Origin of the sequence: Mesorhizobium helmanticense, assembly GCF_003034915.1 — a bacterium.
GTDB classification, from domain to species: Bacteria; Pseudomonadota; Alphaproteobacteria; order Rhizobiales; family Rhizobiaceae; genus Mesorhizobium; species Mesorhizobium helmanticense.
The window spans coordinates 173,937-185,889 of the sequence record NZ_PZJX01000024.1; the positions used below are offsets into that span (position 1 = coordinate 173,937).

At 62.9% G+C, this 11,953-nt stretch carries 12 protein-coding genes; 3 read left to right on the top strand and 9 right to left on the bottom strand.

What is annotated here, in order from left to right:
- Positions 1 to 35: 35 nt before the first annotated feature.
- The 5 genes from C9427_RS10585 to C9427_RS10605 all read right to left on the bottom strand — a co-directional run bounded on the left by C9427_RS10585 (position 36) and on the right by C9427_RS10605 (position 7,228).
- Positions 36 to 1,691, bottom strand: a complete 1,656-nt coding sequence (locus C9427_RS10585; protein WP_107649113.1) for an ABC transporter ATP-binding protein — start codon at positions 1,689 to 1,691, stop codon at positions 36 to 38.
- The gene (locus C9427_RS10590) at positions 1,691 to 2,515 is read right to left on the bottom strand and encodes an ABC transporter permease (RefSeq protein ID WP_107649114.1); all 825 of its coding nucleotides are present in this window, start codon (positions 2,513 to 2,515) and stop codon (positions 1,691 to 1,693) included. Before C9427_RS10590 ends, C9427_RS10585 begins: the two co-directional genes overlap by 1 nt.
- Positions 2,516 to 2,525: 10 nt before the next feature.
- Positions 2,526 to 3,485, bottom strand: a complete 960-nt coding sequence (locus tag C9427_RS10595; RefSeq protein WP_107649115.1) for an ABC transporter permease — start codon at positions 3,483 to 3,485, stop codon at positions 2,526 to 2,528.
- Positions 3,486 to 3,501: 16 nt separating this feature from the next.
- On the bottom strand, positions 3,502 to 5,088 hold the full coding sequence (locus C9427_RS10600; RefSeq protein ID WP_107649116.1) for an ABC transporter substrate-binding protein: 1,587 nt from the start codon (positions 5,086 to 5,088) through the stop codon (positions 3,502 to 3,504).
- A 154-nt stretch (positions 5,089 to 5,242) separates the two neighbouring features.
- Positions 5,243 to 7,228, bottom strand: coding sequence for a CocE/NonD family hydrolase (locus tag C9427_RS10605; RefSeq protein WP_107649117.1), 1,986 nt, complete (start codon positions 7,226 to 7,228; stop codon positions 5,243 to 5,245).
- Positions 7,229 to 7,410: 182 nt separating this feature from the next.
- Between C9427_RS10605 and C9427_RS10610 the strand changes: the two genes are divergently transcribed.
- Together C9427_RS10610 and C9427_RS10615 are read left to right on the top strand one after the other, a co-directional pair.
- Positions 7,411 to 7,665 (top strand): BrnT family toxin, encoded by a 255-nt coding sequence (locus C9427_RS10610; RefSeq protein ID WP_107649252.1) that lies wholly within the window; start codon positions 7,411 to 7,413, stop codon positions 7,663 to 7,665.
- Positions 7,652 to 7,963 carry a BrnA antitoxin family protein gene (locus C9427_RS10615; protein WP_107649118.1) on the top strand — a complete coding sequence of 104 codons (312 nt, stop codon included), beginning with the start codon at positions 7,652 to 7,654 and terminating at the stop codon, positions 7,961 to 7,963. Before C9427_RS10610 ends, C9427_RS10615 begins: the two co-directional genes overlap by 14 nt.
- A 24-nt stretch (positions 7,964 to 7,987) precedes the next feature.
- On the opposite strand, the gene C9427_RS10620 is transcribed toward C9427_RS10615, so the two are convergent.
- The 4 genes from C9427_RS10620 to puuE are packed head-to-tail and all read right to left on the bottom strand — an operon-like array spanning position 7,988 to position 11,380.
- Entirely contained in the window at positions 7,988 to 8,581 is a 594-nt protein-coding gene (locus C9427_RS10620) for a nucleoside deaminase (protein WP_107649119.1), read from the bottom strand.
- Positions 8,581 to 9,084, bottom strand: coding sequence for an ureidoglycolate lyase (locus tag C9427_RS10625; RefSeq protein ID WP_107649120.1), 504 nt, complete (start codon positions 9,082 to 9,084; stop codon positions 8,581 to 8,583). Before C9427_RS10625 ends, C9427_RS10620 begins: the two co-directional genes overlap by 1 nt.
- Positions 9,081 to 9,944, bottom strand: coding sequence for a bifunctional allantoicase/(S)-ureidoglycine aminohydrolase (locus C9427_RS10630; RefSeq protein ID WP_107649121.1), 864 nt, complete (start codon positions 9,942 to 9,944; stop codon positions 9,081 to 9,083). Before C9427_RS10630 ends, C9427_RS10625 begins: the two co-directional genes overlap by 4 nt.
- An 11-nt stretch (positions 9,945 to 9,955) precedes the next feature.
- Positions 9,956 to 11,380 (bottom strand): allantoinase PuuE, encoded by a 1,425-nt coding sequence (puuE, locus tag C9427_RS10635; protein ID WP_107649122.1) that lies wholly within the window; start codon positions 11,378 to 11,380, stop codon positions 9,956 to 9,958.
- A 196-nt stretch (positions 11,381 to 11,576) separates the two neighbouring features.
- Between puuE and uraH the strand changes: the two genes are divergently transcribed.
- A complete protein-coding gene (gene uraH / locus C9427_RS10640; RefSeq protein ID WP_107649123.1) occupies positions 11,577 to 11,951 on the top strand; it encodes a hydroxyisourate hydrolase in 375 nt (124 codons plus the stop codon).
- The last annotated feature ends 2 nt before the right edge of the window (positions 11,952 to 11,953 follow it).

Below are 11,953 nucleotides of genomic sequence, written 5' to 3' on the forward strand. Positions count from 1 at the left end.
CGGCAGCTCCGAATGTGCCGAGAGGAGCCTGGATCCTAGTTCCCCGCGCTCGCCATGCGTCGTCCCTTGATCGCCTTTTCCAGCCAGCCGATCTCCATTTCGGGAACGGAGGACAGGAGAAGGTCGGTATAGGCGTCGAAGGGCGGCGTCAGCACCTTGCTCTTGGCGCCATAGCGCACCACTTCGCCGCGATACATCACCGCGATCGAATCGGCGATCGACTTCACCGTCGCCAGGTCATGGGTGATGAACAGATACGCAACGCTTTCCTCCTTCTGCAGTTCGAGCAGTAGTTCGAGGATGCCATGGGCCACCAGCGGGTCGAGCGCCGAAGTCACCTCGTCGCAGATGATCAGTTTTGGCTTGGCGGCGAGCGAGCGGGCAATGCAGACGCGCTGCTTCTGGCCGCCGGAGAGCTCGGCCGGGTAGCGGTCGATGAAACCCTTGCCCATCTCGATCTTGTCGAGCAGGTCGGCGACGCGTTTGTCACGCTCGCGGCCGCGTATGCCGAAATAGAACTCCAGCGGTCGCCCGATGATGGTGCCGACGGTCTGGCGCGGATTCATCGCCACGTCGGCCATCTGGTAGATCATCTGCAGCTGGCGCAGATCCTCCTTTGGCCGGTCGGCAAGCTTGTTGGCAAGCGGCCTGCCATCGAAAGTGACGGTGCCTTCCTCGGGCGGCAAAAGCCCGGTGATGGCCCGCGCCAGCGTTGACTTGCCGGAACCGGACTCGCCAACGACGGCCAGCGTCTGGCCGGGATAGATGTCGACGGAAACGTTCTTCAGCACCTTGATATGGCTGCGGCCATAGGCGGCGGTAACGTTCTTGACCGACAGGAACGGCGTTGTGCCGGGTTGCTGCTCCTGGTGTTCGATCTCGTGCACCGACACCAGCGCATTGGTGTATTCCTGGCGCGGTTCCTTGATGATCTGGCGCGTGCCGCCCCATTCGACCAGCCGGCCATGGCGCAGCACCATGATCTCGTCCGACACCTGGGCGACGACGGCAAGGTCGTGGGTGATGTAGAGCGCCGCCACATGGGTATCGCGGATGGCATCCTTGATCGCCGCGAGAACGTCGATCTGCGTCGTCACGTCGAGCGCCGTGGTCGGCTCGTCGAAGACGATCAAATCGGGCTCCGAGCAGAGCGCCATCGCCGTCATCACGCGCTGAAGCTGACCGCCGGACACCTGATGCGGAAAGCGCTCGCCGATCGTTTCCGGGTTCGGCAGGCTGAGCTTCCTGAACAGGCCCACGGCGCGTTTCTCGGCCTCGGCTCGCGTCGCCGTGCCATGCAACAGCGTGGCTTCCACCACCTGGTCCATCAATCGATGCGCCGGGTTGAAGGCCGCCGCCGCCGATTGCGCGACGTAGCAGACCTCGCGGCCGCGCAATTTGCGAAAACCCTCCTTGCCGCCCTTCAGGATGTCGCGGCCATTGAGGATCACCTCGCCGCCGGTGATGCGCACGCCACCGCGGCCATAGCCCATCGACGACAGGCCGATCGTCGACTTGCCGGCGCCGGACTCGCCGATCAGGCCGAGCACCTTGCCTTTCTCGAGCGTCAGCGAGACGTCGTGGACCAGCACGATGTTCTTGGGCGCCTCGCCCGGCGGATAGACCGTGGCTTCGATGCGCAGATTGCGGATGTCGAGCAGGAGGCCGGATTTCGCTTTGCTGTCAGCCATCACCCGCGTCCTCCCTTCAGGCTCGTCGTGCGGTTGAGCACCCAGTCGGCGACCAGGTTGACCGAGATCGCAAGTGCCGCGATCGCTGCCGCCGGGATCAGGGCTGCCGCTATGCCGAAGACGATGCCGTCCTTGTTCTCCTTGACCATGCCGCCCCAGTCGGCGTCAGGCGGCTGCACGCCAAGGCCGAGGAAGGACAGCGTCGACAGGAACAGCACCGCATAGATGAAGCGCAGGCCGAGTTCCGAGACCAGCGGCGACAGCGCATTGGGCAGGATTTCGCGGAAGATGATCCATATCTCATTTTCGCCGCGCAGCTTGGCCGCCTCGACATAATCCATGACGTTGATGTCGACGGCGACGGCCCGTGAGAGGCGATAGACGCGGGTCGAATCGAGAATGCCCATGACCAAGATCAGCGTCACCAGATTGGTCGGCAGCACCGAGAGCACGACGAGAGCCATGATCAGCGTCGGGATCGACATCAGGAGATCGACAAGGCGCGACAGGAGTGTGTCGAACCAGCCGCCGAAAACCGCCGCCGCGAAACCGAGGATGGAGCCGAGCGAGAAAGACAGCGCGGTCGCCAGCACGGCGATGAACAAGGTAATGCGGGCGCCATAGATCATGCGCGACAAGAGATCGCGGCCGAGATTGTCGGTGCCCAGCCAATGGGTCGCCGACATCGGCTCCCAGACATCGCCGACGATCTCGCCATTGCCGTGCGGCGCGATCCATGGCGCGAAGATCGCCGCCAGCACGAACAGCGCCGTCAGCACGATGCCGATCAGCGCCGGGATGGGGATGCGTTTTATATCGAGCATGCCCGCCCCCTCACTTCGGATGTCTGAGACGCGGATTGGCGACGATCGCCGCTATGTCCGCAATGATGTTCAGGCTGATATAGACGGTGGCAAAGATCAGGCCGACCGCCTGCACCACCGGCACGTCGCGCTTGGTGACATGGTCGACGAGATATTGCCCCATGCCGGGGTAGACGAAGATAACCTCGACCACGACGACGCCGACGATCAGGTAGGCGAGGTTGAGCATGACGACATTGATGATTGGCGCAATGGCGTTGGGAAAGGCATGCTTGCGGATGACATTGAAGGCTGAAAGCCCCTTCAACTCCGCCGTCTCGACATAGGCCGACTGCATCACGTTGAGGATCGCGGCGCGCGTCATGCGCATCATATGGGCGAGCACCACCAGCGTCAGCGCCGCGGCCGGCAGCGCTATCGCCTGCATGCGCTCGCCGAAGGGCATGCCGTCATAAACGGTCGAGATGCCGGGAAAGATCTGCCACTTCACCGCGAAGAAATAGACGAGCACGTAGCCGATGAAGAATTCGGGAAACGAGGTCGAGGCGAGCGCCAGGCCAGAGATCAGCTTGTCGACCCAGCCGTTGCGGTAGCGCACGGCGATCAGGCCGAGGATGATCGCCAGCGGCACGGCCACGATCGCCGCCCAGAAGGCGAGGAACAGCGTGTTCCACAACCGTCCCTTGATCGATGTCGCAATGTCCTGGCCGCTCGACATGGCGGTGCCGAGATCGCCGGTCAAGACGCCGCCAAGCCATTGGAAGTACCTGACATAAGCCGGCTGGTTCAGCCCCAGTTGCTCGCGCAGATTGGCGAGCGACTCCGGCGTCGCCGACTGTCCGAGAATGGCTTGCGCGACGTCGCCCGGCAGGATCTGGGTGCCGGCGAAGATCAGGACCGAAACGGCCAACAGGAGAAGGATGCCCAGCGCAACGCGCTGGGCCACCAGTTTCACGATGGGTGAGGACATATCCGCAAGGCCAGGCTCAGGCTTCGAGCCAGCACTTCGCCAAAGCGTAGCCGTTCATCAGTTCCTGATGAGGGTCGTCGACCCAGCCGCCGACCTTGGCACCCGTCGCGTCGATGAACTGGTTGAACATCGGCAGGATCAGGCCGCCCTCGTCGCGCACCATGACAGCCATGTCGTGGTACATCTGCTTGCGCTTGGTCTCGTCGAGCTCGGCGCGCGCCGCCAGCACCATCTTGTCGAAGTCCGGACGCTTGAACCGCGTGTCGTTCCAGTCGGCCGACGACAGATAGGCGGTCGAATACATCTGGTCCTGGGTCGAGCGGCCGCCCCAGTAGGAGGCGCAGAAGGGCTGCTTGTTCCAGACCTCGTTCCAGTAGCCGTCACCGGGTTCGCGCTTGAGCTCGATCTTGATGCCGGCCTTGGCGGCGCTCTGCTGGAAGAGCTGGGAGGCGTCGACAGCGCCGGGGAAGGCGACGTCCGAGGTCCTGAGCAGCACGGTGCCGTCGTGACCCGACTTCTTGTAGTGGAACTTGGCCTTGTCTGGATCGTATTTGCGCTGCTCGATCTCGCTGAACAGCGGATAGGACGCGTTGATCGGGAAGTCGTTGCCGAGCGAGCCGTAGCCACGCAGGATCTTGTCCAGCATCTCCTCGCGGTCGATCGCCAGCTTCAGCGCGGTGCGCAGGTCGTTGTTGTCGAAGGGCGCGGTGTCGCAATGCATGATGAAGACGTAGTGGCCGGGGCCGGCATGGTTGCGGATGGTCACGCCCGGCAGACGCTTGATCAGGTCGACGATCTTCGGCTCGACGCGGTTGATCATGTTGACCTGGCCGCCCTGCAGGGCTGACGTGCGCGCCGTGGCATCATTGATGACGATGACTTCGATCTGGTCGGCATGGCCCATCTTGTCGCCCTGCCAGTAATTGGCGAAGCGCTCGCCGCCATGGCGCACGCCAGGCTCGTTGGTCACGATCTTGTACGGGCCGGCGCCGATGCCGGCATCGGGCTTGTCCTTGCCGCCGTTCGGCTGGACGATCAGGTGGTAGTCGCTGAGCAGGTAGGGAAGGTCGGCGTTCGCCTCCTTCAAGGTCAGCACGACTTCCTTGCCGCTGGCCTTGATGGTCTCGATGCCTTTCATGTAGCCGAGCGCGCCGGACTTCGACTTCTCGTCTGAATGGCGTTCGAGCGTGGCGGCCACGTCCTCGGCGGTCACCGTCTTGCCATTGTGGAACTCGACGCCGTCGCGGATCTTGAGCGTCCACACCTTGGCGTCGTCCGACGAGCCGATCTCCTCGGCGATGCGGTTCTCGAGCTTGCCCTCGGGCGATAGCTCGACGATCATTTCGCCCCAGCATTTGCCGAACGCGAACGGCACCTGCGTCATCATCAGCGCCGGGTCGAGGCTGTTGGTGGATTCGCCGCCGACAAGGCCGGCCTTCAGTGTGCCGCCCTTGACCGGACCGGCTGCGCGGGCTGCGCTTGAAAGCAGTGAATTGGCGAAGCTGGCGGAGACGCCGAGCGCGGCGGCGCGGCCGAGAAAGTCACGACGGCTGAGCTTGCCGAACGCGACGCGCCGGCTGAGATAGTCCAGTTCATTCGACATGTTGAGTTCCTCACTCTGTTGGTACGACCTTACGGTCGTTTTTCTTGTTTCTTGTGAGGAGAATAATGACCGCAAGGGAAAGCGGTAAGCAAGACCGAATGCGACATGCCGTGGCGTAAATCGTACGTCGCAATTGGACCAACCCGATAAGCGCTCAGACAAGGCTGCGCGGTATTTTCTCCTCGGAATCGCGCTCGAAAACCAGGGTTTCGCCCTCATAGGCCTCGATTCTGGCACTCACGACAAAGTTTTGCGCGTCAGAGCGCATTTCGGCGGATGTTTCGGTGCGCACCGACCATCCATTTCGCGACAGGGTCTGCGTCCAGTGGGTCTTGCCCGATGCTGACAAGGGATCGTCAGGATGGATCGTCCAGGTCTCGCGGGCGGTGCTGCCATTGGCAAGGCCGTGGGCGAGATCGCGCACTTCGCCGAAATCGTCTGTGATGGAGAGCGTGACGATCCCTGTCTTCTCGTCGCGATCGACATGGCGCTCGGAATTGGCGGGCCGAACCGTTTCGGTTGCCCAGGGCGAAGCACCTTCGGGGGGCGGGAAACTGACTTCATCGCCCTTCGCCAACGGGCGCAGCGGCAGCATCAGCGTCGCCGCCGACAGGTCAAGGCTTGCAGGCTCTGGCGAGGGCCAGATCATCGGCCAATAGGCGTTGGAGACGGCAATGCGCAGCCGGTGGCCGGCCGGCACGCGGTAGCCGCATTGGTCGAGCACGACCCGCGCCGAGACGGTCTCGCCTGGCACCAGCGCCTCGGGGAATTCATGTGAATTGCGATGCGTCAGGTTGAGCACCCCGTAGGAGATCAGCTCCGAAGCGCCGTCGGGATGCACGTCGCACAGCCGCACGGCGATGTTCGCCTGGCGCCGATCCGAGGCAACCCTGACCAGAACCTCCGGCGCGCCTAGAATGTCGATCGCTTCTCTCAGCGCCGGCTGGTCGAAACACACCGACAGCGCATCGTCGGGCCGCTGGTCGCCGGGCAGTTCCGGGCCGAAGGTGAAGGGGAAATATTCGCCGCCGGCAAGGCCGCAGTTCTGCGGCGAAGCGACGATGGCCGGCTTGTTGCCTGCGGGGATGAGCTCGATCTTCCGCGTCTTGATGGCGGGCGACGGCCATTCCTGTTCCGCAACCCAGCGGCCCGGCCGCTCCGGATGCCAGCGCGCCGGGCGCACGCTATCCATCACATAGGCCCGGTAGGCCGGGTCGGCCTCGACGCCGGTGTCGATGCCTTTCAGCCAGCGATCCCACCAGCCCAAGGCCTCCTGCAGGAAACCGATGGCCGGCGTGGGTGCCGCGTAATGCGGGTATTTGTGGATCCAGGGACCGACGATGCCCTTGACCGGCGCCTCGATGTTGGTCACGAGGTGGGAAATCGTGTTGCGGTAGCCGTCATGCCAGCCGCCGATCGACAGCACCGCCGCCTTGACGGCGGAAAAATCCTCGCAGATCGACCCGCGCTTCCAATAGGCGTCGCGATGCTGGTGCTTCAGCCACAGCGGCATCAGGAAAGGCTGGTTCTCCAGCCGGGTCAGCCACAAATCGCGCCATCTGTTATCGCCGGCGAGCAGCGGGTCCGGCGGCCGCGACGAATAGGACAGCATGGTCGAGGCCCAGCCGAAATTTTCGATCAACAGGCAGCCGCCCTTGTAATGGATGTCGTCGGCATAGCGGTCGACGGTCGAGCAGATGCTGATCACCGCCTTCAGCGCCGGCGGCTGCTTGGCCGCCACCTGAAGGCAGTTGAAGCCGCCCCAGGAGATGCCCATCATGCCGACATTGCCGTTGCACCAGGGCTGGGCCGCTGCCCAGGCGATGACATCGCAGGCGTCCTGCAATTCCTGCTCGGAATATTCGTCGTCCATCAGCCCTTCGGAATCGCCATTGCCGCGCATGTCGACGCGGATCGAGGCGTAGCCATGGCCGGCAAAATAGGGGTGCGTCAGCTGATCGCGAAAGATCGTGCCGTCGCGCTTGCGGTAGGGTAGATGTTCGAGGATCGCCGGCACCGGATCGTCGCCGGCATCTTCCGGCATCCACACCCGCGCCGACAACCGGCAGCCGTCCGGCATGACGATGCCCATATCGGGAAATTCGACGACCTTGCGGGGAAATTCGGTGACGGTTTTCATGCGGGTCTCTCCAGGATGTCAGTGACGCATGAAGCGCGCATGTCATGAAGTCAAACCGGCGACGGTCTGTGTCGCCGCGACGACGATTTGGCTGTGCCACGCTCGACGTCCATCTTGCGCCGTTCCGTTAATTTATGTATTACGTTTATTCACTTGGATCCGGCGAACTAAGGATGTCTCGCCTGAGAATCGTCTGGGATGAGCCGAAGCGTGTGACTAACCTCGAAAATCGGGGTCTCGACTTTGCCAAACTCGATATTGAGTTTTTCGCGACCGCGACCGTCCTCCCAGCCAAAGCCGGTCGGCTCAAAGCGATTGGCGAATTCAAGGAGACCGTTCTCGCCGTTGTTTTCAAGCCGCTTGGTTCCGAAGCGATTTCGGTGATCTCGATGCGTCGTGCCAGCCGAAAGGAAAGGTCAGTCTATGAGCAATCCTAAATCTCCCATTCGACCGCTCACCGATGAGGAGGAAGCGGAAATTCAAAAACAAATTGCTGCTGATCCCGACGACGCAGAGGCGACCGACGAACAACTGGCGCAAGCCAGGCCTTTCGCGGAAGTGCTTCCGGAACTTTTCGAGAGCATCAGGCGTGCGCGTGGCCGGCCGGCCGTGGAGAAGCCCAAGCAAGTTGTGTCCATACGCCTGGATCAGGATGTCGTCAGCAAATTCAAGGCCACAGGCAAAGGCTGGCAGGCCAGGATAAATGAGGTGCTGAAGAAGGCGAAGGTAGGTTAGGCGACGGCCAACATCCGAACTGCGTCAATTCAGCGGAATGTCGTTCTCGGCCTTGCTCGCCTGATAGGCGCCGGACAGCTCGTCATAGAGCGCGGAGATTGTCCCGATCCGCCCTTCCAACCGCAGGCGCTCGGCCTCCGGCAGCGCCCGAACCATCCTGCGGATGGAAAAACTCTTCCAATAGGCGTTCTCGGCATTGTAGCCGCCGGGGTCGAGGGTGAAGACCTCCTTCAGGATCTTCAGATCGTGCGGAATGGCGAAGCTGTCGCGCGAATCCTCGTGGCTGAAAAGGTAGTAGAAATTGTCGAAGCCGGTCCAGGTGATCGCCGACAGGCAGAGCGAGCAAGGCTCGTGGGTGGCAAGGAAAATGGCGTCCTTGGTGTCGACACGCTCGGCCTTGGGCATCTCGTAGAAGCGCTTCAGGCAATGCACCTCGCCGTGCCAGAGCGGGTTTTCGATCTCGTTGTTGGTTTCGGCCAGCACCAGCGAACGATCGTCCTTCCTCAGGATCGCCGCTCCGAACAGCTTGTTGCCATGGGCGACGCCATCGGCTGTCTTCGGCACGATGTCGTGCTCGATGACGTCGAGCAGGCGGTTGATCAGCGATATGTCGGTCACTATGCAATCCTGTCGGGAAGATGGATTTCGTAAGGGTGCGAGAAATGACACTCTTCGAGGTTGGAGCCGTCGCCGCCACGATCGACGATCAGGAAATCCTGGGGCTCACCGATCGGCGTCAGCACACTGTGCCAGAGGTTGCGCCGATAGTTGATGCCTTGCCCGGGCGCGGTGATGAAGGCGTGCGGCTCGCCTGGGCCATCCTTGCCGTCCTGGCAGACCACGACCAGGAAAGGGCGCGGCGACAGCGGGATGAAGGCCTGGCTGCCGAAGGGATGGCGCTCGACCATGGTCAGCTTCAGCGGCAAATCATAGGGCGTGCCACGCACCATGGAGATCAGCACGCGGGCATTCGGCCCCCGGGCCTCGGCGGTGGCGAGATCGTGGTAGCGCTCGGCCTTGCCGCCATTGATCGGGTAGTGGTTGTCGCCGCCCATGTCGATGACGTCGCCGAATTCGGCGAAGCTTTCGCGGGTCAGCGGCCGGGCGACGATGCGGGTCATCGCGCGCGACCGCCGATGCCCGCCCCGCCAAGCTTGGCGTGCCGGTTGACGTCCTTGTAGAGCAGATAGCGGAACTTGCCTGGACCGCCGGCATAGCAGGCCTGCGGGCAGAAGGCGCGCAGCCACATATAGTCGCCGGCCTCGACCTCGACCCAGTCCTGGTTGAGGCGGTAGACCGCCTTGCCTTCCAGCACATAGAGGCCGTGCTCCATGACATGGGTCTCGGCGAAGGGGATGACCGCGCCCGGCTCCAGCGTGACGATGGTGACATGCATGTCATGGCGCATGTCTTCAGGATCGACGAAGCGCGTCGTCGCCCAGCGCCCCTCGGTGCCGGGCATCGGGCTCGGTGCAACATCCTGCTCGTTGGTGAAGAAGGCTTGCGGCGTATCGATGCCGTCAACCGCCTCATAGGCCTTGCGCACCCAGTGGAAGCGCACAGCCGCCCCGCTCTCATTGCGGACGGTCCAGCCGCTGGCCGGCGGCAGGAAAGCATAGCCGCCCGGCCTCAAGTTATGCTTTTTGCCGGCAAGCGAAACGCTGAGCTCGCCCTCGACCACGAACAGCACGGCTTCGGCGCCGGCATCCAGTTCCGGCCGGTCGCTGCCGCCGCCGGGAGCGATCTCGACGATGTATTGCGAAAAGGTCTCGGCAAAGCCGGACAGCGGGCGCGCGATGATCCACACCCGGGTCTTGTCCCAGAACGGCAGGGCGCTGGTGACGATGTCCTGCATCACCCCCCTGGGAATGACGGCATAGGCCTCGGTAAAGACGGCGCGGCCGGTCAACAGCTCGCTCTGGCCGGGATGGCCGCCATGCGGCGCGTAGTAGGTTCGCTCGGGCGTCTTGATCGTATCCATGGGTTTCAAACCTATTGCGGCAGCATGTCTCTCAGCCGAAGCAGCGCGATGCGCTCGACCTGTTTGCAGGCGGTGTCGAATTCGGCGCCGCGGCTGTTGCCGATGCGCGCCTCGAACTCCGCCAGGATTTCTTCCTTGGTCTTGCCTTTCACCGCGATGATGAAGGGGAAGCCGAAGGTCGCGACGTAAGCGGCGTTGAGCTTGGAAAACAACTCGCGCTCCTTGTCGGTCAGCGCATCGAGCCCGGCGGACGCCTGCTCTTTCGTCGACTCTGCCGTCAGCCGCCTGGCCTTTGCCAGTTTGCCGGCAAGGTCGGGATGGGCGTTGAGCACGGACAGCCGCTCGGCCTCCGTCGCCGCGCGGAAGACCCGGCAGAGCGCATTATGCAGGCCTCCGGCACTGTCATGCGCCGCGCCTAGTTCCAATTCGTAGGCGCGCTCGGCAATCCACGGTGAATGCTCGAATACGCCGCCAAAGGCCTGGACGAAGGCCTCGAATTCCATTTTCGAAGGACGCAACGCCGGCGGCTGGTATGGGTGTGTCTCTTGCCAATGCTTGGCGATGTCGATGCGCCGCGCCAGCCAGACCTTGTCGTGCGATTTGACATAGTCGACGAAGCGCTTCAGCGCCGCGACCCGCCCCGGCCGGCCGACGAGCCGGCAGTGCAGCCCGATATTCATCATGCGCGGCCGCCCTTCTTTGCCCTCGGCATAGAGCGTGTCGAAACTATCCCTGAGATAGGCAAAGAACTGGTCGCCGGAGTTGAAGCCTTGCGGCGTGGCGAAACGCATGTCGTTGGCGTCGAGCGTATAGGGGATGACGAGCTGCGGTTTCTTGGCGCCATCATGCTCGAGCCAGTAGGGCAGCTCGTCGTCATAAGTATCCGACACATAATCGAAGCCGCCCTCCTCGGCCACCAGCCGCACCGTATTGACTGAGGTGCGGCCGGTATACCAGCCGGTCGGGCGCGCGCCGGTCACCTCGTAGTGCAGCTTGATCGCCTCTTCGAGGTCGCGGCACTCGTCTTCCGGCGCATGGTCTCGGTAGTCGATCCATTTCAGCCCGTGCGAAGCGATCTCCCAGCCGGCCTCCTGCATTGCGGCGACCTGGTCCGGCGAGCGTGCCAAAGCGGTGGCGACGCCGTAACAGGTCACCGGCACTTGCGCCTCGGCGAACAGGCGATGGAGCCGCCAGAAACCGGCGCGGGCGCCATATTCGTAGATCGATTCCATGTTCCAGTGGCGCTGGCCGAGCCAGGGGGCCGCACCGACGATCTCGGACAGGAAGGCTTCCGAGGCCTTGTCGCCATGCAGCACGCAGTTCTCGCCGCCCTCCTCGTAATTGACGACGAACTGCACCGCCACATGCGCGCCGCCGGGCCATTTCGGATCGGGCGGATTGGCTCCGTAGCCGCGCATGTCCCGTTCGTAACGCATTGTCGCTCCTGCCGGATGGTCGAGGTGAAGATATCGAAAGGAGCGCCCGCGCATTCCCCCGAAAATTTTTGAAAGTGCTTTTTGCCGCGATCCGCTCGACCGGGACTTATGCATGGCCTTTAATGGGCGCACAATTCATCACTATGTTCGATTGTACCGGGCCAATTCGTTCATATCGGAAACAGGAGACGGCTAGGTGGCAGAAACGTCGAAAGCCGATGGCGGGCGTCTGACGACCCATGTCCTCGACACCGCGACCGGCCGACCGGCGGCAGGCCTGTCGATTGCGCTCTACCGTCTCGACGGCGCCACGCGCACCCATCTGAAGACGGTGGTCACCAATAATGACGGCCGCTGCGACGCGCCTTTGCTTGCCGGCGCCGATTTCCGCACCGGTGAATACGAACTGGTCTTCGCCGCCGGCGACTATCTGCGCCGGCAGGGAACAAAGCTGCCGGAACCGGCCTTTCTCGACAGGGTGCCGATCCGCTTCGGTATGGCCGAACCGGTGCACTATCATGTGCCGTTGCTGATCTCGCCCTACGGCTATTCGACCTACAGGGGGAGCTGAAA

Bases quoted from the DNA above. Each gene is read 5' to 3' on its own strand.
- C9427_RS10595 (WP_107649115.1), bottom strand. From the start codon at position 3,485: ATGTCCTCACCCATCGTGAAACTGGTGGCCCAGCGCGTTGCGCTGGGC.
- C9427_RS10630 (WP_107649121.1), bottom strand. From the start codon at position 9,944: ATGGATACGATCAAGACGCCCGAGCGAACCTACTACGCGCCGCATGGC.
- C9427_RS10585 (WP_107649113.1), bottom strand. From the start codon at position 1,691: ATGGCTGACAGCAAAGCGAAATCCGGCCTCCTGCTCGACATCCGCAAT.
- C9427_RS10615 (WP_107649118.1), top strand. From the start codon at position 7,652: ATGAGCAATCCTAAATCTCCCATTCGACCGCTCACCGATGAGGAGGAA.
- C9427_RS10600 (WP_107649116.1), bottom strand. From the start codon at position 5,088: ATGTCGAATGAACTGGACTATCTCAGCCGGCGCGTCGCGTTCGGCAAG.
- C9427_RS10590 (WP_107649114.1), bottom strand. From the start codon at position 2,515: ATGCTCGATATAAAACGCATCCCCATCCCGGCGCTGATCGGCATCGTG.
- C9427_RS10605 (WP_107649117.1), bottom strand. From the start codon at position 7,228: ATGAAAACCGTCACCGAATTTCCCCGCAAGGTCGTCGAATTTCCCGAT.
- C9427_RS10625 (WP_107649120.1), bottom strand. From the start codon at position 9,084: ATGACCCGCATCGTCGCCCGGCCGCTGACCCGCGAAAGCTTCGCCGAA.
- puuE (WP_107649122.1), bottom strand. From the start codon at position 11,380: ATGCGTTACGAACGGGACATGCGCGGCTACGGAGCCAATCCGCCCGAT.